The 21,193-nt window shown below is 63.3% G+C and carries 19 protein-coding genes; 7 read left to right on the top strand and 12 right to left on the bottom strand.

Annotated features, from left to right (window positions below):
* Nucleotides 1-47: 47 nt before the first annotated feature.
* The 5 genes from PPN31114_RS04775 to PPN31114_RS04755 all read left to right on the top strand — a co-directional run bounded on the left by PPN31114_RS04775 (nucleotide 48) and on the right by PPN31114_RS04755 (nucleotide 4,754).
* Nucleotides 48-1,517: a GGDEF domain-containing protein gene (locus tag PPN31114_RS04775; protein WP_150678309.1), complete on the top strand. Its 1,470-nt coding sequence runs from the start codon at nucleotides 48-50 to the stop codon at nucleotides 1,515-1,517.
* Between the two features lie 329 nt (nucleotides 1,518-1,846).
* Nucleotides 1,847-2,209 (top strand): BON domain-containing protein, encoded by a 363-nt coding sequence (locus PPN31114_RS04770; RefSeq protein ID WP_150678308.1) that lies wholly within the window; start codon nucleotides 1,847-1,849, stop codon nucleotides 2,207-2,209.
* A gap of 113 nt (nucleotides 2,210-2,322) precedes the next feature.
* A complete protein-coding gene (locus PPN31114_RS04765; protein ID WP_150678307.1) occupies nucleotides 2,323-2,751 on the top strand; it encodes a PRC-barrel domain-containing protein in 429 nt (142 codons plus the stop codon).
* A gap of 309 nt (nucleotides 2,752-3,060) precedes the next feature.
* Nucleotides 3,061-3,216, top strand: a complete 156-nt coding sequence (locus PPN31114_RS04760; RefSeq protein ID WP_150678306.1) for a DUF3309 family protein — start codon at nucleotides 3,061-3,063, stop codon at nucleotides 3,214-3,216.
* A gap of 323 nt (nucleotides 3,217-3,539) precedes the next feature.
* The gene (locus tag PPN31114_RS04755; RefSeq protein WP_150678305.1) at nucleotides 3,540-4,754 is read left to right on the top strand and encodes an MFS transporter; all 1,215 of its coding nucleotides are present in this window, start codon (nucleotides 3,540-3,542) and stop codon (nucleotides 4,752-4,754) included.
* On the opposite strand, the gene PPN31114_RS04750 is transcribed toward PPN31114_RS04755, so the two are convergent.
* The 7 genes from PPN31114_RS04750 to PPN31114_RS04725 all read right to left on the bottom strand — a co-directional run bounded on the left by PPN31114_RS04750 (nucleotide 4,652) and on the right by PPN31114_RS04725 (nucleotide 10,807).
* Complete coding sequence (locus tag PPN31114_RS04750) at nucleotides 4,652-6,007, bottom strand: MATE family efflux transporter (protein ID WP_150678304.1); 1,356 nt, start codon at nucleotides 6,005-6,007, stop codon at nucleotides 4,652-4,654. The two genes, PPN31114_RS04755 and PPN31114_RS04750, sit on opposite strands and share 103 nt — an antisense overlap.
* Before the next feature lie 195 nt (nucleotides 6,008-6,202).
* On the bottom strand, nucleotides 6,203-6,853 hold the full coding sequence (locus PPN31114_RS04745; RefSeq protein WP_281350938.1) for a DUF2239 family protein: 651 nt from the start codon (nucleotides 6,851-6,853) through the stop codon (nucleotides 6,203-6,205).
* A gap of 98 nt (nucleotides 6,854-6,951) precedes the next feature.
* On the bottom strand, nucleotides 6,952-8,247 hold the full coding sequence (locus PPN31114_RS04740) for a type II toxin-antitoxin system HipA family toxin (RefSeq protein WP_150678303.1): 1,296 nt from the start codon (nucleotides 8,245-8,247) through the stop codon (nucleotides 6,952-6,954).
* Nucleotides 8,244-8,576, bottom strand: coding sequence for a helix-turn-helix domain-containing protein (locus PPN31114_RS04735; RefSeq protein ID WP_150678302.1), 333 nt, complete (start codon nucleotides 8,574-8,576; stop codon nucleotides 8,244-8,246). Before PPN31114_RS04735 ends, PPN31114_RS04740 begins: the two co-directional genes overlap by 4 nt.
* A 128-nt stretch (nucleotides 8,577-8,704) precedes the next feature.
* Nucleotides 8,705-9,112, bottom strand: a complete 408-nt coding sequence (gene arfB / locus PPN31114_RS04730) for an alternative ribosome rescue aminoacyl-tRNA hydrolase ArfB (protein WP_150678301.1) — start codon at nucleotides 9,110-9,112, stop codon at nucleotides 8,705-8,707.
* 148 nt (nucleotides 9,113-9,260) lie between these two features.
* Entirely contained in the window at nucleotides 9,261-9,422 is a 162-nt protein-coding gene (locus PPN31114_RS26140) for a hypothetical protein (RefSeq protein ID WP_174987675.1), read from the bottom strand.
* A 560-nt stretch (nucleotides 9,423-9,982) separates the two neighbouring features.
* Nucleotides 9,983-10,807: a DUF2092 domain-containing protein gene (locus PPN31114_RS04725; RefSeq protein ID WP_174987672.1), complete on the bottom strand. Its 825-nt coding sequence runs from the start codon at nucleotides 10,805-10,807 to the stop codon at nucleotides 9,983-9,985.
* A 589-nt stretch (nucleotides 10,808-11,396) separates the two neighbouring features.
* Between PPN31114_RS04725 and PPN31114_RS04720 the strand changes: the two genes are divergently transcribed.
* Both PPN31114_RS04720 and PPN31114_RS04715 read left to right on the top strand, forming a co-directional pair.
* Nucleotides 11,397-12,014 carry a hypothetical protein gene (locus PPN31114_RS04720; protein WP_150678299.1) on the top strand — a complete coding sequence of 206 codons (618 nt, stop codon included), beginning with the start codon at nucleotides 11,397-11,399 and terminating at the stop codon, nucleotides 12,012-12,014.
* A 108-nt stretch (nucleotides 12,015-12,122) separates the two neighbouring features.
* A complete protein-coding gene (locus tag PPN31114_RS04715; protein WP_150678298.1) occupies nucleotides 12,123-12,707 on the top strand; it encodes a coiled-coil domain-containing protein in 585 nt (194 codons plus the stop codon).
* On the opposite strand, the gene PPN31114_RS04710 is transcribed toward PPN31114_RS04715, so the two are convergent.
* The 5 genes from PPN31114_RS04710 to PPN31114_RS04690 form a co-directional block, all read right to left on the bottom strand.
* Complete coding sequence (locus tag PPN31114_RS04710) at nucleotides 12,669-14,144, bottom strand: heavy metal sensor histidine kinase (RefSeq protein ID WP_150679156.1); 1,476 nt, start codon at nucleotides 14,142-14,144, stop codon at nucleotides 12,669-12,671. The genes PPN31114_RS04715 and PPN31114_RS04710 overlap by 39 nt on opposite strands.
* 30 nt (nucleotides 14,145-14,174) lie before the next feature.
* Nucleotides 14,175-14,849 carry a heavy metal response regulator transcription factor gene (locus PPN31114_RS04705; RefSeq protein ID WP_039375692.1) on the bottom strand — a complete coding sequence of 225 codons (675 nt, stop codon included), beginning with the start codon at nucleotides 14,847-14,849 and terminating at the stop codon, nucleotides 14,175-14,177.
* A 9-nt stretch (nucleotides 14,850-14,858) separates the two neighbouring features.
* Nucleotides 14,859-16,298, bottom strand: coding sequence for an efflux transporter outer membrane subunit (locus PPN31114_RS04700; protein WP_150679155.1), 1,440 nt, complete (start codon nucleotides 16,296-16,298; stop codon nucleotides 14,859-14,861).
* Between the two features lie 101 nt (nucleotides 16,299-16,399).
* Complete coding sequence (locus tag PPN31114_RS04695) at nucleotides 16,400-17,692, bottom strand: efflux RND transporter periplasmic adaptor subunit (RefSeq protein WP_150678297.1); 1,293 nt, start codon at nucleotides 17,690-17,692, stop codon at nucleotides 16,400-16,402.
* A gap of 13 nt (nucleotides 17,693-17,705) precedes the next feature.
* A complete protein-coding gene (locus PPN31114_RS04690; protein WP_150678296.1) occupies nucleotides 17,706-20,861 on the bottom strand; it encodes an efflux RND transporter permease subunit in 3,156 nt (1,051 codons plus the stop codon).
* Nucleotides 20,862-21,193: the final 332 nt, after the last annotated feature.

Raw genomic sequence — 21,193 nt, 5'->3', positions numbered from 1 at the left:
GCCTATGGGCACGTACCTTACTTGCCGTTCGCCGGACTGTGCGGTGGGTGTCACGCACGCCGACGCTCATTGTCTGGAGCGGTGTCGCGATTTCCGTGCTGCTCATGGCCGTGGCAGCCGCTTTGCTCTACGAGGGGCGGGTGCTGGTGCTCGCACGGGCCGCCGACAACCAGCGCAACATCGCGCAGGTGCTCCAGCGCGACCTCGAGCTCAACTTCCAACTCTATGAGGCGTCGCTCGACGCCGTGGTCAAGCTGCTCGCGCGGCCCGATATCGACGCGCTGCCGCCTGCGCTGCGCCGTGAACTGATCTTCGAGCGCGCGGGCGCGTCGCGCCACATCGGCTCGCTGGTGGTGCTCGATACCCAGGGGAACGTGGTGATCGACGCCGCCAGCGAGATTCCGCGCGCCACCAATCTCGGCGATCGGGACTACTTCACCGTGCATCGCGATCATCCCGACGCGGGGCTCTATGTGAGCGGCTTCATCCACTCGCGGCTGCGTAATAACGCACCGACGATGGTGCTCAGCCGCCGTATATCCAAGCCGGATGGCTCGTTTGGCGGCATCGTGTCGCTCTCGGTCGATATCGAGTACTTCCGGCAACTGTTCGATCACATCGAGCTGGGGCGTCAGGGCGTGATCCTGCTGCTCGGCAAAGACGACGCGATTTTGATGCGCAAGCCTTACGACGCGGCGGTCATCGGCAAGACCATGGCCCAGACGGGGCGATACGAAGCCCTGCCGCCGGGCCGCGACAACCAGCGTATCTATCCCATCCGCTTTGAAGGGCGGCCAAGCCTGATGTCTCGGCAGTTTCTCGAAAACGCGCCGCTCACGCTGATTGTGGTGACGTCGAGCGACGACGCACTTGCCCCGTGGCATAAGCGTGTCGTCCAGCTCGGCGGCCTGTTCGTGGTGCTGATCGCGGGTTTCGTCGGCACGTCGTTTCTGCTCGCGGCGCAGTTGCGTCGGCGCTTACGCGCGGAGCGTGAATTGCGGTTGCTCGCCCGCACGGACGGGCTCACCGGGTTGTCCAATCGCCGCTCGCTCGACAAGATTCTCGCTAACGAATGGCGGCGCATGCGCCGAGGCGGGCAGTCGATGTCGGTGGCCTTCGTCGATATCGACTGGTTCAAGCGCTACAACGACACCCATGGGCATCAGGCGGGTGATGCGGCGCTCGCGGCCGTCGCCAGTGCCATCGGGGCGGCGCTGCAACGGCCGTCCGACAGTGCTGGACGATATGGGGGCGAAGAGTTCATTGCCGTCATGCCCGATACCGACGAGGACGGCGCTCAACGCGTGGCCGAGGCGATTCGCTTGCGCGTTGAACGGCTCAATCTCGAACACGCCGCGAGCGACTTCGGTCATGTGAGCGTGAGTGTCGGTGTGGCATCGCGCCGCCCGCACGGACGCGAGTCGGTCGACGTACTGGTGAAGGCGGCCGACGACGCGCTCTATCAGGCGAAGTCCACCGGGCGCAATCGCGTGACCGTCGCACCGCCCGACGCGTAACTCACGCTCGATTCGCCCGGCTTCGTAGGATTCCTCCGATGCCGGGCGCGCTTTCTGCGCATTTCTTCAGAATTTCCCTCATCTGACGTCACTTTCGATTGGTTTTGTAATCAATTGATTTTGCATGTCTTTTTGGTGAGACGTTACACCACCTCCGCGTTTCCCCCGTTCTTGCCAGCATTCACCTACACGTCTTTCAGATTCCGCCGATTCGCCGGGCGAAAACGCCTCTCTACAATCGGTTTCAACAAGTCAGACGACATAAGCGAAAGCAAGAACGAGTCCCCGGGCGAGGGGATCCACAAGAGACTCTTTTGGGAGGTCAACAAATGAAACAAGCCAATCTGCTCAAGCTCATCATGGCCGGCGCACTCGCCACCACCGGTATCGCAGCCCACGCGCTGGATCAGGGCGGGATCATCAAGATTGCCGACAACGCCAGCGCGAGCGGCGTCATGAGCGATACGGGCCGCAAGATCGATGACTCGGCGCTGACCGCCAAGGTCAAGGCCGAACTGCTGGCCAAGAAGGACGTGCCTTCGACAAAGGTACACGTGACCACCCGTCACGGTGTGGTTCACCTCACGGGTTCGGTGCCGCAATCGGCCCAACGCACGCTCGTCGTGGATACCGTCAAGGGTGTCGATGGCGTGGTCGACGTGAAGGACGACATCAAGGTGATGGCGCAATAAACGCGCAAGCATCGCCGCTGCATCTGCTGTAGATCCGTGACATCCGTGACATAGGCGTCGCAACGAGACTCTCGAGTCCGTTGCGGCCTCACCGGAAGACAAGGAGAGACATCATGACCATGCAAACTCGGGGCCCCGCGCCCCAATCAGGCGCCCGCATCGTAGGTGCCGCCACTAAGCTGCCCGATGGACCGGGCCCGTCGGTGATGGCCGCCGACACCCTCGACGCCGAAGACGTCGTGAACCCCGCAGGCGAGAGCCTCGGCAAAGTCAAACACATCATGCTCGACGTGCAGCGCGGCACCGTGGCTTACGCGGTGTTGTCGTTCGGCGGTTTCCTCGGCATGGGCGACAAGCTGTTCGCCATTCCCTGGCACGCCTTGCAGCTCGACGTCGAAAACAAACGTTTCATTCTCAACATCGATAAGGACGTGCTCAAGAAAGCGCCGGGGTTCGACAAAGACCACTGGCCCAGCATGGGCGACCTGCATTGGGCCGAACAAGTCCACACGTACTACACCGTCGACCCGTATTGGCATTGAGCCGGGAGGCGACCTGCTCATGCCGCGCACATTCGTTACACCCGCCATTACACCCATTACCCGCCGGCTGACGCAGGCCCCCCGCCTGTACGCGCATTTGCCCGAGCCTTTCGACCCGAGCAAACCGCCCGGGACACCGCCGCCGAAGTCGCCTCCGAGAGAGGACGAGCCGACGCCGATGCCCCCGCCTGACCGACCGCTTGACCCGCCCGTGGAGGAGCCGCCGTTGCGCCCGCCCGGCAAGTACGTCGCCAGCATCAGTGCAGAGGGTCTGGTTAGGTAACGCCAGCCCGGCAAGGGAGAAAAGTCATGCTTGGCACCATCTTGTTGATTGTTTTGATTCTGATGTTGATCGGTTCCGTGCCGACCTGGCCGCACAGTCGCGGCTGGGGCTACTACCCGTCCGGCGGTATCGGTCTCGTCGTACTCATCGTGCTGATTCTTGTCCTGATGGGACACATCTGACGGAGGGTACGAGCCAGTTGAATCGTCGGGTCGGTGGCACGCGAAGCCTTCGCACCACCGACCCGGCGCTGTCCCCCAATACGATGGTTCCGGCCCCCGCAGCCAGTGATCCATCGTACTTTTCCGGCCCCATGGGCCGGTCTTTTTTTGTGCCGCCGCCGCGCACGGCACCGAGGGTGGTGCGGACCTCGATGCGTCATTTTGCATTGCAAGGCAAATCGGGGAGTTAATGTCGAAATTGCCCGGTTTGATGAAGTTTTAGGGTTGCTGCATTGCAGCGCACGACCGGCAAGATTAGGCGGATTGACGTAAAATCGGCCGCTATGAGTTCCCCCCAAGTCCTTTCTGTCGATGCGGCCGAAGCGCTGCCCCCGTCGTCCATTCCCGTCTGGCTCTCGTTCGTCGCGCTTGCGATGGGCGGCTTTGCGATCGGGACGGGCGAGTTTGTCATCATGGGCCTGCTGCCTGATGTCGCCCGTGGTCTGAATATCACCATCCCGCAAGCCGGTCATGCGATCAGCACGTATGCGCTGGGCGTAGTGATCGGTGCGCCGCTGCTCGCGGTGCTCGGTGTACGCTTGCCGCGCCGTGCCTTCCTCATTGCCTTGATGGCGATGTTCGCGATCGGCAATTTCGCGAGTGCAATGGCACCGGGCTATCTCTCGCTCATCGGTCTGCGCTTCTTGAGCGGCTTGCCGCACGGCACCTATTTCGGCGTGGCCGCGTTGGTCGGTGCGTCGCTCGTCCCGCCTCACCGGCGTGTGCACGCCGTGGGGCAAGTGATGCTCGGCCTCACGCTCGCAACGCTCTTCGGCGTGCCGCTTGCTGCCGGACTCGGCCAATGGCTGGGCTGGCGTGCCGCCTTCGTGCTCGTGGGCGCGATCGGTACGCTCACTGCGGTCTTGGTTTGGCGCTGGGTGCCCAATGTCCCGGCACCGAAGGGCGCGAGTCCGCTGCGCGAACTGGCGGCGCTGCGCAGTTCGCAGGTCTGGCTCACGCTCGGAATTGGTGCCATCGGCTTTGGCGGCATGTTTGCCGTGTTCAGCTATATCAAACCGACGCTCATGCAAGTGGCGGGTGTGCCCGAAGGCTGGGTGCCGTTCTATCTCGCGCTGTTCGGTATTGGGATGGTCGGCGGCACCATCATCGGACCGCGCCTCGTCGGTGCCACGTCGCTGATGCGCGCCATTGGCGGCACGCTCATCTGGTCGGCACTGCTGCTCGGGGCGTTCACTTTCACTGCGGCTAGCCCGTGGCTCGCCGGTATCAACGTGCTGGCCATCGGTACGATCATCATCATTGGCCCGGCGTTGCAGATTCGTTTGATGGATGTGGCCGGTGAAGCGCAAACGTTGGCGGCGGCGCTCAATCACTCTGCCTTCAATATGGCCAACGCCGCCGGCGCATGGCTCGGCGGCGTGGCGATTACTGCCGGTTACGGTTGGACTTCCACCGGCTGGGTCGGCGCTTTGCTGTCCTGCGCGGGTATGCTCATGTTCTTGTGGGCACGCCACGACGCACGCCGGAAGGCCCGATAACACAGCCCCTGCATCACGAACGTCGCGACAAAGGCGAGCGGGTACGCCCACCAGATGCCGGTCAGTCCGGCAACTCGCTCGAAGATCAGGGCGGCCGGCACTTCAATGCCGAGCAGCCCGATCACGCCTAACGCCATCGGCACCCACACCTTTCCACCCGCCCGCATGGCGCCGGTCATGATGGCAGTCAACCCCATCACCGGCACACTCCACGCGGTGACGTAAAGCAGATGCGTCGCGAGCGCCAGCACCTCGGGGTCGGTCAGAAAGCCGCGCATGATCAGCGGCGCTGCCAGACAGACCAACCCTGTCAACACGCCCGTCATTCCCAAATTACAGAGAAAGCCCGTGCGCACGATGGCACCGATGCGCTCGCCACGGCCTGCGCCAATGGCGTGGGCACAGAGGATCGACGCGGTAATGCCGAACGTCATGATGGGCAACTGCAACCAGCTCATGACCTGCGTGACGGCACCGTAAGCGGCAGTGGCATTCGCACCATGGCGATTCACGATACCGAGTAACGCGATTTCGGCGATGGCCATGGTCAGCATCTGCATCGCAGCTGGCACACCGATGCGCAAGATGCCTCGCGCAAGGTCCGGTCGGAATTGCACGTTGCGCCACAAGCCAGCACCCGGCGCCAATGCGTGCGCTTTGCGGCGCCAGTACAGCACCATCCAAATCAAGGCGATCGAGAACGCGAGCAGCGTCGAGGCGGCGGCGCTTGCCACGCCCAGCTTCGGGAGTGGCCCCCAGCCGAAGATAAAGGCGGGGGTGAGGCAAACGGCCAGCACGGTCGCAATCAGCAACGTGAACAGCGGGGAGACGGCGTCGCCTGTGCCGCGACTCATCGAGGTCGTCAACCAGAGCAAATAGACGATCGGCATGCCGATAAGCATCCATTGCGCATACCGCGTGGCGTCGTCGATCACTTCCAATGGCGTGCCCAGCGCACGCATGAGCGGCGCGGCGAGCCAGCCGCCGAGCACGCTGGTCACGAGGCCCGCAGCGAGCATCATCAAGAGCGCCGTCGCGGCGATGTTTCGCACGCGCACCAGGTCGCGCGCGCCCCAGGCTTGTCCAATCGTCACCGTGGCGCCCGCAGAGAGGCCGATGACGATCGCTAGCAAGAAGAAGAACACCGGGAAGAACGCGGATACGGCGGCGATGGCCTGCGTGCCGATCAGGTGTCCCAGATAAATGCCGTCGACGGTGCCCGCGATCGATTGCAGCGCATTCGTCAGCATCATCGGGACGGCGATTAGAAGCCATGTACGCCATAAAGGGCGTGGAGGCGGTGGAGGAGGTGCTTTGATTTCGTTAGTCATGGTTATCTCAAGGCAGATTTGCCGGGAAATTCCGGGCAAAGGGGGGCCCTCCGGTGCGGCGGTCCGACCGGTGAGCGGGAATCAAAAGGGGGTGGGCGCGCAGGCGCGCCCGGTGGGTTACTCGTTCATGAGTGCGGCGAGATCGTCGGTCGACGACAAGCGCGTCAGATACTCACGCACGTCTTCCGGCCATTCGGCGATGCGGGCATTGAGCGCGTCGAAGTCATTGGCGAACAAGGCGCGCGAGGCTTCTTCGAACTGCGGAAGATCGCCCGCGATGGTCGACATGAAGCGATATGCGCGCTCCTGCGCACGTCGCATCAGATCGCGGTCGGCGAATTTGCGGCGAGCTTCGTCGACCAGTTTGCGCAACGCGACGGACGCGCCACCGGGTTGATCGGCCAACCAGTCCCAGTGACGCGGCAGCAGCGTGACTTCGCGGGCGACCACGCCCAGCTTCGGACGGCCACGGCTCTTGGCGGGCGCTTCGGTGGCTTCAGTGGCTTCGATAGCGTCTATCGCAGCATCCGCGACGGAAGCCGATACGACGACGGGACAATAACGTTCGCGAATATCCGCAGCTGTGCCTCGGACGTCGACGTCACGCGTGTCGCCCGTGAGGTCGTCGAAGATCAGAACGGGCAGGTGGGCATCGACGAGCGACGCCTGCTGATACGCAATGGCAGCGTCGGCGAGCGAGCCGGAGGCAATGCGGCGCATGCCGCGAAAGACGGTGTAGGCGGGGGCAAAAGCGGGTGTGACGGCCACGGGAATATCTCCGGTATCGATTCAGTACCGGCGAATATTACCCGGGTGTTATTTGATTTGCAATATTACCCGGGTAATAAATTTTGAGATCGCGTGGATCAGGCCGTCAGTGCCACGCCACCTGAGAGCCGTTCGAGCACGGTGGCGCGTACCGCGCCGGGTGCATCGTCGAGCAGCTTAGGCCAGGCAGCCTGTGCTTCGGCGACGGTTTCGCGGGCAATCGTCATCATGCGGCCGACGCGCAGTAGCCCGGCACCTTTCAGCAGCGCTTCGAGAGCGGACCAATCGAACGCGCGCAGCGTTTTGTCGATGGCGCGGTTCACGCCGTAATGCGAAGCGGGCACGTCGTGGAAAAACGCGGCGACGCATACCGGGTCGTAGACCGGCGCCAATTGCGGCGTGTGGGCGTCGGGATAGATCAGCGCCCAGTTCTTGAGGTGCGCATCGGTATTGCCCAGCAGGATGAAGGCGATCAGACGGCGCATGAATTCTCTGACGTCTTGCACGGGCTGCGCCGAGAGTTGGTCGAGTACACGCAGCATCGTGCTGTAGTCGATGTCCAGCCCGCGGCCGTATTTGCTGCGCGGCGGGTACTGGAGCACTTGCGCGAACTCTTCCATATGCACGCGCCGTCCGTCGGGCAGCCGGTCGAAGCGGGGCACCGCCAGAATGTGTTCGAACGGCACTTGTTCCGGCAGATCGGCGTCGCGGCGCGAGATGATCTCGGCCTTTGCGCAATCGAGGCCCAGTGCCTCGCACAGTCGGTAGCCCGTGAATTCGTTCTCGACCAAATCGGGGTGACGCGTCGTCGGCAGCTTGAGGATGACCGAACCGGCGCGGCCCTGACGCTTGACGACATAACGCCGGCCGTCGCGCACGGCGGAGAATTTCGTCACCACGCCGGGCAGCGATGCAGCGTCTTCGACCGGCGTGTCGACAAAGCCGGGCTCGATCATTTCGAGACCGAGTGCCGTATGCCAGCGATGCACGACATCGGGCACGCCTTCGCGTGGCGGCACGGGCTCGACTTCGAAGGCGCCCATCAGATCGTGGCCTGCGGCAGCGAGTAGTTCGAACTCATCGTCCGGGCTGCACCGCCGCTCAGCGGCCAGTCGCTCGCGGTTATGGCCTTCGGGCAGCAAATTCTCGAAATACACAGGCCAGCGACCGTCGGTGCGCACCAGACGGGCATCTTGCGCCGACGTGAGAATGTCGCGGGTCGCGTTTTCATTGGCCCCGCGATAGGCGAGCGACAGGGTGGGCCGTCGCGCGTCGGCGATGTAATCGTCGTCGAACGACATGCGCAGAATGTCACCGTATTGCGAGAGATAGCCGACCGGACGGCGACTGCCGTCGGGCATATGCAGATAGGCGCGCAGGTACTTGATGTTCATGAGCGGGAGGGCGGCAGGCGCGAAGGTGCAGCGGCAGAGGCGAGTGTTTCGACGATGGACGGCGGCGCTGACACCCCACTGGGCTGCGCTAGATATTTACCGCCGGAGCGCAGAAAGGCTTCGACCTCCTGACGCAAGTTGGCGGGGACGAGCATCGGTTCGAGGCCGAGCGCGCGCGCCATTTCCAGCACCGTCGACATGCGCGGGTCGAGTGCGCCGGACTCGGCCTTCTGAACGGTCATGCGAGACAGGCCTGCGCGCTCCCCAAGCTCGGACTGCGTGAGTCCTGCGTCTTTGCGAGCGCTAATGAGAGTGTCGATAAAGCTCATCTTGATGTGCTTTTTCTAAGAAATGATGCTTTATCTTAGCAGCTCATCGCAAGTTTTGCCGAAAAAGATAACTATCGTAATCTTAATATGAAAAAAGATAGCAAATATTATCTTTTTGGGCGCATCACTTAGTCGTCGTGGAATTTGCCGCGCGACGCTTTGACGCGCGAGCGGACTTGCTTGGCGTCTCGCCGCCGGAGTTGGCTGCCGAGTGTGGGGCGAGTCGGAATTCGGCGGCGCGGCGGGACGGCAGCGGCATCGACGAGCGCCTGCAAGCGTTCCATTGCATCGGCGCGATTGAGTTCCTGCGAGCGATGTTGCTGGGCCTTGATGACGATCACCCCGTCTTGTGTGATGCGGCTATCGAGGCGGGAGAGCAGGCGCGCTTTGACCTCATCGGGGAGCGACGAGCGCATGACGTCGAAGCGAAGGTGGATGGCACTGGAGACTTTGTTGACGTTCTGGCCACCGGCGCCTTGGGCGCGCATGGCGGTGAGTTCGACGTCTTCGGGGGCGATGAGAATGCGGCGGTTCATGCGGCAAGCATAACGTCCCGGTCGTGCCGCTCACAAGCGTGCCGTTGCACGTCGGGACAGACTTTCGGGATCAGGGGGTGTTCCGACGGCACCGCTTGGCGCGATGCCGTCGGGAACGGGCGAGTGAACGTAGCCTCAATGAGCAACCTCAATGCGGCGGCGCTACGACCACGAACTGCACGGTAGTGCCCGAATACACGGGCTGATACCACGTCGAGCCGCAATGCTGATAGGCCACGTTGCCCACGATGGTGCTCACACAACTCGGCGGAATGCTGTTCACTGTCGAGCCAATGATGGCGGCCGACACACCGATCGTGACCGCCGCCGCGACCGGGTCATACCAGCCGCCGCCCCAACCCCAATAAGGCGGTGGGGGCGGTGGAGGCGGAGGCGGTGGCGGCGGGGGATGCGGTCCCGGCCCCGGCCCAGGCCCCGGCGGTGGTGGCGGAGGGTGCGGCCCAGGTCCAGGTCCAGGTCCAGGCCCGGGTCCAGGTCCAGGTCCAGGCCCAGGCCCAGGCCCAGGCCCAGGTCCGGGTCCGGGTCCAGGGTGCGGGCCGGGCCCGGGTTGTGGTGACGGGTTCGGTCCCGGGCCGGGCCCCGGCGGTTGGCCGCCGCCGTGCTGCGGTCCGCCGCCCGGGCTACCGGTATTGGCGTGCATCGGCGTGTTGCCACCAGGGCCGCCGCCATGTTGCATGCCGCCGCCTGGTGCCGCGCCGCCACCGTGGAAGGCTCCGCTGCCATGCAGGCTGGTGCGCGCACCGCCGTGGAATCCGAAGCCAAAACTTTGGGTGGAGGCGAGCGCAAACGCGGCGGCGACCGCAAGGCACGCCCATGACGTTGCCGATGAAGGCTGGGAAGTCAGTCGTGTCATTGTTTCCCCCCGGCCGCTTGTCCTGCTTGACCTGCCTGGCCCGGCTGGCCAGGGAGTGCGTCTTGCGGCGGCCCGGGCGGGCGCATCTCGATGCGTTGGGCGCCGGCGGGCGCTTGGTAGGCAAACGTGCCCGCCGAGAATTTCGGATTGAGATCCCACCGGTAATTGACCGCATGCGTCGGCCGCGACGGCTGCGACGTATCGGTAATGACAAAGCGGCAAGGCAGCGGCCGCGACCCGGTTCGAATCCACAACTCCCAATCCACGTCGGGTTGCTGATACGCGTAGTGATTGCACCACTCGCCATTCACCCGATCGAGCCCAATGAATAAGGCCGAGCGCAACCCGGAAACGTCGTCGGGATCCATGCCCCAATAAAAGAGATCGGCCAGCGGCAGCCCGATGCCATATTTCGCATCGATATCTTTTACGAGCGCATCGATGGTCGGCGGTGCGGCGACCTGACTGTAAAAGCGCTTGCCCTGCGTCTCGTCATAGAGCGTGAAGGTCTTGCCGTCATAGACAAAGCCGCGATTGCGATCTTGTCCAATGACCACCGCCCGCACTTTATTGGGGCGCTGAACCGACATATCGGTGTGATGCAGAAAGCCGACGTTCTGGCCCGTACTCAGCACCGCATCGGTGACCGTATCCCCCTCCACGCGAAAGCGCTGCAAGGTTCTCAGATAGCGGCTCATTTTCGTCAGCGCATCGACAGCGCCTTGCTGCTTCTCGGGCATGCCTTGCACCGGAAGGGTGCTGTCCGAGGCAGGGGCTTGTGCGAGTACGGCGTGTGATGACAGTGCGATGGCGGCAGCCATGCCGCATGTCAGTGAACGGATGAGGGAGTGTGTAGGCGAACGTCGGGAAGACATAGATGGCACTGTGTGACCTCATTCCAAGCAATGGTTTGAACGGGACAACGACAACGTGCACGAGCGCAGTGAGCCAGCGCGAGAGGAGGAACTAGATTAGTGATTCGGAATGCAAACTGTCAAGACGAAAAACCATCATCCAAATGGATTAAGAATTACTTAACGTGGATGAGTGTATTTGTAACAAGTTGTTTCTGATAGCGTGAATAGTTGGGGGAAATTTGCTGAATCGACGGGAATTAACTATTGATCGGCATCAAAAGAACTCAGTGGAATATGCGTACCTAAATGACCGCTAGATGTCAGCGGGCTGCGGGTTGCGGGGGCGAGAGTAATTTTAATTACTCAACCTTCTTTGGCATTTGGTATGCAAAACAAAAATATCTTGCGTGAGTGAATTATTTTGTTACTATCGCCGGGAAACATTCAGTAATAGGTGCGCACCACCTGACAACTGAAAATTGTTTCGGATACTTAACTATTTGCAGAATTCGCGTGTTGGATTCTCATTTGACGATAACAAAAAGGACACACCATGAAGCTCACGCAAGCGATGATTCTGGCCGGCCTGTTGTCGCTGGGGCAGGCTGCCTATGCGCAAACGCAGACGGCTCCCCCGCCTGCACCGATCGTGCGTGGCGGCGTCGTTGAGTTCCGTACGACGCTGCTCGGCGTCGACGCTAAAAACCGCACGATTCAAGTTGCAGACGATCACGGCAAGCCGGTGACGTTTGTCGTTGGCCCCGAAGTCAGAAACTTCGAACAAATGCGCAAGGGCGACAAGGTCGTGGTGGCCTACGAGCGCGCCATTGCTATTTCAGTTGCGCCGGGTAACGGCATTCGCAGCAGTGTCGTGACCGAGGACGCCAACCGCGCCACGCCGGGCAATCGTCCGGCGGCCGATGCGTCGCGCAACATCAAGGTGGTTGCGACGGTGCAGAAGATCGACCGCTCAGCGAACGTCATCACCCTGCGCGGGCCGAAGCGCGTAGTCGATATCGCGGTGCAAGACCCGTCGCTGCTTAACGGTGTGAAGGTAGGCGATTCGGTCAACGTGGACTACACCGAAGCGGTGGCTGTCGCCGTGACCCAAGATCCGGACGCCAAACGCAAGTGGGCCCCGCCGCCCCCGCCGCCGGCACCTAAGCCGTAAGGCAAGCGGCGGACAGTCGGTTTGAATTTCGCTCACCGGTGCACCACCTCATTCACGCACCGGTGACCGAGCCCCCCAAACGGCAAGCGTCCACGACTGGAGGTCGTCATGGCACGGTCCGCTCTGAAGTTCGACGATGCGACATACGCCGCATTGCTCGCCGCCGCCCGCGATGCGGATACGGCAAACCCCCACAACAACCCCGCGTTCCTCGATGCCTTTCTGCACGACGCCTGGTGCGCCGCGCATCGCATTTACGGTGCGCAAACCTATCTGAAGTTGATGGGGCTGGCAGGTGTCGCGCGCCGCCCGAGCGCCGGTACGGTTCAAAAGGCCATTGTTCGGGCACGCGCCGCCTATGAAATGCCAATGGCATCGCATTCGTTGCCAACGAATGCCCATGCCCTCTGGGCGCAGCAACTGGAGCAGAATCTGGCGCGGGCTATGACGTTGCTCGATGCGTTACCTGACGGGCACTTGCCTACGGGGCACGCGAGCGCCGAAGTGGCCGACGCCATGCGTCGTGTACAGCATCTCGAACGGGAAAATCTGGAGCTACGGGCGCGGCTCGCCCAGATGACCGTGGCGGCTGCCTACGCGCGCGAAGCGTTGGGTGAAACGCTGACGGGGTACACCCCCCAGCCGTTGCCTCATCTACCGCACTCGGGCAACCACGGTCGGCAGGGCATCTGACGATCCGCCCACCGACGGACTTGCCGGGCCGGAACCCAACGGCTCGGCAGGTGCCGCGGGCCCCCGCGACACCGAGAATCCAAACGTATTGAGACCGCCTGCACTGTGTGCCCACACGGTGCCGCCGTGCATTTCGGCGATGGCTTTGACGATCGCCAGCCCCAGTCCGTGATTCTCGCGGCTGTTGGTGCGCGACGGCTCGGCGCGGTAGAAGCGATCGAACAGATGCCGCAAGACGTCGGGCGGAATGGGCTGACCCGGATTGGCGACTTCGATGCGGACCTGATCGGCGTCGTGGGCGGGCTGTGCCGGTTGTGAAATCCGCACGTCGATGGTGGCACCGGGCGTGCAATGCTCGATGGCATTCATCACCAGATTGGCGACCGCGCGGCCAACGAGCGCTTTGTTCACGTGCGCGAACGCGCTGCCATGCAGTCGCGCCGTGACCTGCGCTTCTTCCAGCGGAATTTCGAGAAACTCCAGCGTGTGGGCGGCTTCGCTAGAAATCGACACGCCCATGAGCCCGGTCGCGCGCTCGCCCTGATCGGCCCGCGACAGGAACAACATGTCGTTGATGATCGTGCGCATGCGCCCCAGTTCTTCCAAATTCGATTGCAGCAGCGCGCGCAAATCTTCCACCGGCCGGTCGCGCGTGAGCGCCACTTCGGTCTGGCCGATCAGAATGGTCACCGGCGTGCGCAGTTCGTGGGCGACATCGGCGTTAAACGATTCCAGGCGCTCGTAGGCCCCGTCGAGCCGGGCGAGTGCCCCGTTGAACGAGTGGGCAAGGTCGTCGAGTTCTACCGGCAGCGAGCGCGTGTCGAGTCGCTGCGAGCGATTGTCCGGACTGATCTGCGACGCTTCGCGCGTGAGTCGCGTTAGCGGTGCCAGCCCGAGCCGTGTCACGGAATAGCTGAGCAGCAGCACGCCCAGAGCGCCGAGCGCGGACAGGGCGGCAAGCCCCAGGCCGAACGCGCGCAGCGTGCGCTCGTTGGGCGAATAGCTGGCGGCCACCTGAAGGGTGACGGCTGGGCGAGAGCCGTAGGGCGGCAGAATTTCGCGCGTGGTCAGCATGTCGTCGCCGCCGCCATCGGGCTGCAAGCGCACATAACCGTTCGATAAGCGTTTGACGAACATGCCGCCCACCGGCGTGCCGAACGTGAAGCGCGGGTCGTCGCTCGACACGGCATACGTCGTGGTGCCGTCGCGTGGCGTCATGTCGCTGAGCTTCTCGCGCACGATCTGCCACTTCTCGGGCGTGCCCCCGTGATAGACGATGATGTGGGCGATCTGTGCGCGGTCGTCGAGCGACTCTCGCAGGTGCCGCTCCAACTGCACGCGCAGCATCATATAGAGCGCCGTGCCCACCAGCGCGAACACCGATAGCGCGACCACCGCGAACATCGCGGCGAGGCGGCGGGAAATCGAGTGTTTCATCATGGCGGGGTTCGCGTGAGCGCGCTCGGCTTACGCCTCGCGCACCTCCAGCACATAGCCCATGCCGCGCACCGTGTGCAGCAGCTTGGTGTGGAATGGACCGTCGAGCTTGGCGCGCAAGCGCTTGATGGCCGTTTCCACCACGTTGGTATGACTGTCGAAATTGACGTCCCAGACCAGTTCGGTGATGGCGGTCTTCGACAAGATATCGCCCTGACGGCGCGCGAGCACCGAGAGCAGTTGGAATTCCTTGGCGGTGAGATCGAGGCGTTGGCCGTCGCGGGTGGCGCGTCGGCCGATCAGGTCAACGTAAAGGTCGCCGACCGAAATCAGTGTCGACTCCTGCACGCGGGTGCGGCGTGCGAGAGCATGCAGGCGCTCGACCAGTTCGATGAACGAGAAGGGCTTGGTCAGATAGTCGTCGGCGCCTTCGCGCAGGCCGCGCACGCGGTCGTTCACGTGATCGCGCGCGGTCAGCATGATGACCGGCGTCGACTTGCGCTCACGCAGCGAGCCGAGGACAGCGAAGCCGTCGCGCTTCGGGAGCATGACATCGAGCACGATCACGTCGTAGTCGAACTCCAGCGCCAGATGCGTGCCTTCTTCGCCATCGAGCGCCACGTCGACTACCCAGCCTTGCTCGGTTAGCCCCGAGCGCAGATAGTCCACTACCTTGTGTTCGTCTTCAACGATCAATACTTTCATGTCGTCACCTCACCTTTGCGCATTATACGAGTCAGTGGAGAGATCCGACGGCAGCCATCCGCCGCCCAACGCCTTGACCAACGCGACCGACAACACGAGTTGCTGGCCACGAATCTGTACATCCTGACGCTCGCTCGCGAGCAGGCTCTGCTGCGCGGTAATCACGCTCAGGTAGGCGGTCAGCCCGCCCGAGTAGCGGTCGTTCGCGAGGCTCAGCAGGCGTTGCGCATCGACCACGGCCGCATGCGATTCGCGCGCGGCACCATCGAGCACCGACAGGCCGGTCACGCCGTCCTGCACCTGTTGGAACGCCGTGAGCACGGTCTGACGGTAATTCGCTTCGACCGCGCGATACCCGGCGCTGGCGTAATCCACGCCGGCGCGGCGGCGCCCGCCGTCGAAGATGACTTGCGAGGCCGCCGTGCCCAGCGTCCAGAGCAGGCTGGGCGCGGAGAGCAAATTGGCGAAGTCCGTGGCTTGCCAGCCGATCGACGGGTTGAGCATCAGGCTCGGGAAGAAGGCCGCCTTAGCCACACCGATCTGTGCGTTCGCCGCTGCCATGGCCCGTTCGGCCGAGGCGATGTCGGGGCGTCGTTGCAGCACGTCGCTCGGCACGCCCAGCGGAATGGCGGGCAGGGTATCGGTCAGCGCGCCCGCCGGAATCGAAAATGCCGGGGCGGGAACGCCAACGAGGGCCGCAATCGCATGCTCGTATTGATCGCGCTGCTGATGCAGCAGCTTGGCCTGCACGCGCGTGGTGTCGAGTTCCGACTGTTGTTGCAGAACGTCCAGGCCGGACACCGCCCCCAGATCGTGCTGGGCGCTCACGTAGTCGAGCGCTTTCTGCTGCAACGTGACCGACTCGTCGAGCACCTTGATTTCGGCGTCGAGCGCGCGCAACTGGAAATATGCCGTCGCGAGTTGGGTGGTCAGCACCAGCCGGGCATTCGCGAGGTCGTCGCCTGCCTGTTCGGCTGAAGCCTGCGCGCCTTCGACTTGACGGCGAATACGCCCGAACAGGTCGGTGTCGTAGTTCACCCCAAGGCCGAGCTGCACGTTGTTCTGCACCGTCGACATCATCGACGACGAATAGCTCGTGAGCGGCCGGTTGGCGGAAATGCGCTGGCGTGCCAATCCAAACGACGCATCGACTTCGGGGATGCGCTGCGCGGACGTACCGGCCAGCGTGGCCTGTGCCTGTTCGTAATGCGCGACGGCGGCGGCCAGCGTCTGGCTCTGCGCCAGCGCCTGCTTTTCTAAATCGTCGAGGGCGGGTTCGTGGAAGGACGTCCACCAGTCGGGCTGCAACGGCGCGTGTGACGGCTGAGCCAGCCGCCAATAGCTATCCGTCTTCCAATCGGGCGGCGTCGAAACTTCAGGCCGTTGGTAGTCCGGCCCGACCGCGCAGGCACTCAGCAGCGACGCGACGCCCACGACGACGGCACCCAGCCGGAGGCCGCGGCCATTCGCGCCGTTCGATACACGGCGAAGGGCGCCAACTGCCGCAACGGCAGACGACCCAGCGGTCGAACCAGCGCGTACGCTCCCGCTCACGATTGCGCTCCTTGCGCGCGGCCGTTGTTGGCGTCGTCTTCCTGCTTTGTATCAGGCTTCGCACTGGGCTTAGCCCCCGGAGCGGCTTTGGTCACCAGCGCCTTGGCCTGCACGTGATCGCCGTCGTCGATCGAGTCGCTTGGGTTGATGATGACGTGGTCGGTCGGTGAGACGCCATCGGCCAGTTCCAGCGACTGCCCCAGATCCTGTGCGATCACGATCTTATGCAGATGCACCACGCCTTGATCGTCGACCACGGCCACACGCGGGCCTTCGGCACGGAACAGCAGCGCATTGGACGGCACGCTCAAATGCGCGCGAGCCGCACTCGGCAGCGCCAATTGCACGTAAGCACCAGGGCGCAGCTTGCCATCCGGGTTGGGCAGCGAGGCTTCGATTTGGAGCGAGCGCGTTGCGACGTCGATCGCCCCAGACACATGCGTGATCTTGCCTTGGAAGTGTTCACCGGGCAGTTCGGCCTGCGTCACCACCACGGGCTGCCCCACGGCGACGCCTTGCGCATACGCCTGCGGCACTTGCACGTAGACGCGCAGCGGGTCGGTCTGGGCGAGGGAGAACAGGGCGCGGCTGGTGCCGCTGCCGGCGTCGATCAGGTCACCCACGTCGACATTGCGCTGCGTAATCACGCCATCGAACGGCGCGACGATGCGCTTGAACGATTCGAGTTGTTGCAGGCGCTTCACGTTGGCGTCGGCGGCGGCCAAGTTGGCAATGCCTTGCGTGTAAGTGCTTTGACGCTCGTCGAGTTCCTGCTGCGAGACGGCGTCGCGTTGGCGCAGTTGCTGCCAGCGATCGAGCGACGACTTCGCCAGCCCGAGGCTTGCATTGATTTGATTGCGCTGGGCGATGGCCTGCGCGAGTTCCTGATCGATTTCCGGCGTATCGAGATCGGCCAGCAACTGGCCTTGCTTCACACGCGCGCCGATATCGACATAACGGCGCAGCAGATAACCGGTGGCGCGCGCATAGATCGGCGACTCGACGGCACCGCGCAACGTGGCGGGCAGCAGGGTTTCGCTGGCCGACGTCGTCTCGGGCGTGACGAAGCTCACATACTGTTTGGCGTTCTCCACCGTCACGTTGGCGACGTCGCGACGTTGCAGGGCGTTCGATACGGTGGTGCGGGCGGCACCGGCAATGAGCAGCACGGCCACGACGATCAGCGCGATCTTGGCGCGGCGGAATTCGCCTTTGCGCGGCGGCAACTGCCGTCCGTCGGCCGGGTCGTGCTCGGGAAGGGCCAGTTCGGCGTGATGTTTCTCGGTCATGTCAGTCAACCCATCAAGAAGCAGTTTTTTTGCGGCGCGCGAGCCGGGAGTGCACCCCAGCGAACACGAGCGGCACGAAGAAGAGTGTCGAAACCGTGGCGAACATCAGGCCACCGATCACGGCGCGGCCCAGCGGCGCGTTCTGTTCCGCGCCTTCGCCTAGGCCCAGTGCCATCGGCACCATCCCGATAATCATCGCGAGCGCCGTCATCAGCACCGGGCGGATACGGCCAGCACCGGCTTCCAGTGCCGCCTTGAGCGGGGCCATCCCCGACTCCATGCGTTGCCGCGCGAAGGCGACCACGAGAATACTGTTCGCGGTGGCCACCCCCATGGTCATGATGGCGCCGGTGAGGGCTGGCACCGACAGTCGCGTGCCGGTCAGGAACAGCATCCAGACAATGCCGGCGAGCGCGGCGGGCAGGGCGCTCACGATGATGAGCGGGTCGACCCACGACTGGAAGTTCACCACGATGAGCAGATAGACCAGCACGATCGCCATCGCCACGCCGACGCCCAGCCCCAGATACGAGCTTTGCATCGTGCTGACCTGACCGCGCACCACAATCTGGCTGCCGCGCGGCAAGTCTTTGCGGGCTTTCTCGACGAGCTTGTTGATATCGCCCGCCACGCTGCCCAGATCGCGGCCTTCCACGCTCACGTACAGGTCGATGACCGGACGGATGTTGTAGTGGCTAACGACCGCGAATTGCTCCTTGGGCACCACTTTCACGAAGTTGGCGAGCAATTGCGGCTGGCCGTTGTTGGCCGTGCCAGCGACCGGCGTGCGCAGCAGATCGTCAATCGAACTCACGCGATATTGCGGGGCCTGCACCGACAGGCTGTATTCCACGCCGTTCTGACTGTTGAACCAGAAGCCCGGCGACGTTTGCGAGCTGCCCGAGAGCGAGATCAGCACGTTTTGCGCGACGGCGTTGGCATTCAGGTTCAGTTGCTGAAGACGTGTGCGGTCCATGTCCAGATGCAGCGTCGGGGCGTTCACGCGTTGCTGGATATGGGTGTCCACCGTGCCCGGCACTTGCCGCACCTGCTTGAGCAACTTCGTCGCAATGTCGAAATTGGCGAGTTGCTGATTGCCGCTGATCTGAATATCGATGGCGGCGGGCAGGCCAAAGTTAAGAATCTGCGTGACGATGTCGGCGGGTTGAAAGAAGAACTCCACGCCGGGGAAGCGTTGCGGCAAGATCGCGCGCAGCTTGTCGATATAACCAGCCGTCGGGTGATGGTCTTGGCTCAACGCGATCTGAATCTCGCCATCGAGCGTGCCGATGGTGCCCGCATTGCTGTACGACAGGTTGATACCGCTATACGGCAGCCCGAGGTTGTCGAGAATCGTCTCCAACTCGTTGGCGGGGACGACTTCGCGCACCACCTTTTCCACTTCGTCGGCCAGCCGGGCGGTCTCTTCGATCCGGGTGCCGGTGGGCGCGCGCATGTGCATGCGGATGTCGCCTGCATCGACCGTCGGGAAAAAGTCCGCACCGAGCGCAAACACCAGCCCCATCGACAGCACGCAGAACGCCAGGAAGCTCAGCGCAAAGACGCGGCGACGCACCAGCAGGTTGGAGAGCACCACGATGTAAGCACCGCGCATGCGCTCGAAACCGGCATCGAACCGAAGGTAGATACGGCGGAACACGCCGGGCTTTGCATTCGGGTCCGGGTGATGCGCGTGGCCCATGAGCAGCATGGCGAGCGTGGGCACAAGCGTACGCGACAAGATGTACGACGCCAGCATCGCGAACACCACCGCTTCAGCCAGCGGCACGAACAGGTAGCGCGCCACGCCGGTCAGGAAGAACATCGGCACGAACACGATACAGATACACAGCGTCGAGACCAGTGCGGGCACGGCAATTTCGCCCGCGCCTTCGAGAATGGCCTCGTGTAGCGGTGTGCCCATGTGCAAGTGCCGCTCGATGTTCTCGATGGTCACTGTCGCGTCGTCCACGAGAATACCGACGGCCAGCGCCAGCCCGCCCAGCGTCATGATGTTGATCGTCTGGCCGAGCGCGTGCAGCGCCAGCAGCGACGACAAGATCGACAGCGGAATCGAGATCGCGATGATGCAGGTACTGCGCCAGTTGCCGAGAAACAGCAGAATCATCGCGGCCGTGAGGGCTGCGGCGATCAGCGCTTCATGCACCACGCCTTGCACAGCGGCCTTCACGAAGACCGACTGATCGAACAGTGCCGAGATTTTCAAATCGGCGGGCAGGGCGGCGCGGGCTTCCGGCAGGATGGCCTTGAGCGAATCGACGACCGAGAGCGTCGAGGCGTCGCCGGTCTTCATGATCGACATCAGCACGCCGCGCTGGCCGTTCTGACGCACGATATTCGTTTGCGGCGAGAAGCCCGTGCGCACGTGGGCGACTTCGCGCAGGTAGGTCGTGGCCCCACCGACGGTGCGCACCGGAATATTGTTCAGGCCCTCGACGGTCGGTGGGGACCCGTTCATATCCACGTTGTATTCACGCGGACCGATCTTGGCCGTGCCGGTCGGCAGAATCAGGTTCTGCGCGTTGACCGCGGCCACCACGTCTTGCGCCGTCAGCCCTTTGGCGAGCAGTGCGCGCGAGTCGATGTCGACGGAGATCAGGCGCGTCTTACCCCCGTACGGATAGGGCACCGCAGCGCCGGGGATCGTCACCAGTTGCGGGCGCAGGAAGTTCAGCGCCGTATCGTTGAGGGCCGGTTCCGACAGGCTCGGGCTAGAGAGGCCCAACTGCATCACGGGAATCGACGAGGCCGAGTAGCTGATGACCAGCGGCGGCGTGGCCCCGGGCGGCATCTGCTTGACCTGCGCTTGTTCCACGGCCACGACCTGCGCGATGGCGGTCTGCACGTTGGCGGTGGGTTGCAGGAAGATTTTGATGATGCCGATGCCCGGCAGCGACTGCGACTCGATGTGCTCGATATTGTTGACGGTGGTCGTCAGGCCGCGTTCGTTGCCGGAGATCATCCGGTCGGCGATGTCTTGGGCAGACAAGCCGGTGTACGTCCAGATCACGCTGATGACCGGGATGTTGATTTCCGGCAGCACGTCCACGGGCGTGCGCATGAGCGTGAGCGGCGTGGCGAGCAGAATCATGATGGCCATCACGATGAACGTGTAGGGCCGTTTGAGCGCAACGTTAACAATCCACATGGTTCAGACGCGCTCGGGCGCAGTCGCAGCTAGACGTACAGACAAGGGCCGGTCGACGGCCGTGGCCCGTAGGCCGGTGGCGTCGGTCCGGGCTAGGGTCTGCCGATGTGTCGGTGCGCATGACAACGCACCCGCGGCATGGGCCCCGGAACGCCGCCATAGTAGTGGCGCACTGCCAACGCCAAAATGACGCCAAAATGGCGGAATTGCCATATAGCGGAGCGCACCCCGCAGAAGCCCGTCGGATAAGGCTTTGCGCGGGGCGATTGCAAAGGGAGTGGCATATTACGGTGTGTTGCGTTATATATTAGGCACACCAAAAGTCGCCGCCC

This window comes from Pandoraea pneumonica (assembly GCF_902459645.1).
Classification (GTDB): domain Bacteria; phylum Pseudomonadota; class Gammaproteobacteria; order Burkholderiales; family Burkholderiaceae; genus Pandoraea; species Pandoraea pneumonica.
The sequence above is the reverse complement of the archived record's forward strand: the minus strand, read 5'-3'. Positions and strand labels throughout refer to the sequence as shown.